This window comes from Bartonella sp. AA81SXKL (genome assembly GCF_042196945.1).
GTDB lineage: Bacteria > Pseudomonadota > Alphaproteobacteria > Rhizobiales > Rhizobiaceae > Bartonella.
This window is the reverse complement of the sequence record NZ_JBHIRH010000264.1, coordinates 1-363: the sequence shown is the minus strand read 5'-3', so window position 1 is coordinate 363 and position 363 is coordinate 1. Positions and strand designations below refer to the sequence as shown.

The following is a 363-nucleotide window of genomic DNA, read 5'->3' as shown; positions in this document are numbered from 1 at the left end:
TAATCTAATGAAAAAGAAAACTGATTCCTGTATCCTCCGTCACACAAAGTAACATCAAGATTTTTAAGCATAGTCCCCCCCCAATTTGGTTATTTAGCTTGATTGTTTTTCTAAATTAATAAAATAATTTGCTTTTCGAATGTAAATTATAAAACCCACGATACAGCATGTTGCTAATAAAACGGCGACACTCCATGGATTATGTTCGGACATTTTCCCAATAACCGCAAAGCTCAGTGCAGCACTTCCTAATTGCAAAGCTCCCATAACACCAGATGCCGCTCCAGCAGCTTGTGGATGAGATGAAGTTGCCAAAGTTGTTCCTAACGGCAACAAAAAACCATTGCCAAAAGTAAGAATAGA

At 37.7% G+C, this 363-nt stretch carries 1 pseudogene; it reads right to left on the bottom strand.

The features are described from left to right. Nucleotides 1–93 precede the first annotated feature (93 nt). A pseudogene (locus ACFINZ_RS10980) lies at nt 94–363 on the bottom strand (MFS transporter); the annotation flags it as partial.